Genomic DNA, 217 nt, shown 5'->3' with positions numbered 1-217 from the left:
GATCAATTTCCCGCCGGCCGTCAATATGCTGGCCAAAGCGTTCGCAATTATCGGTGCCGTCGGCCTATTGCTGATGTCGGGACGTTCCAGCAAGAACCCGGCTCTTAGAATAGCACTGGGAGCATACGATCTGTACAATATTACAGGCTGGCTGAGCGACGTGCTGTCCTATTCCCGTCTTCTGGCCCTTGGCCTTGCGACAGGAGTTATCGCTTCC

At 54.8% G+C, this 217-nt stretch carries 1 pseudogene; it reads left to right on the top strand.

Annotation, left to right across the window (positions count from 1 at the left end):
• Positions 1–217, top strand: a pseudogene (locus tag HJY11_RS14310) (V-type ATP synthase subunit I); the annotation flags it as partial.

The organism is Bittarella massiliensis (ex Durand et al. 2017), from assembly GCF_017566145.1.
Lineage (GTDB): Bacteria > Bacillota > Clostridia > Oscillospirales > Ruminococcaceae > Bittarella > Bittarella massiliensis_A.
The sequence above is the reverse complement of the archived record's forward strand: the minus strand, read 5'-3'. Positions and strand labels throughout refer to the sequence as shown.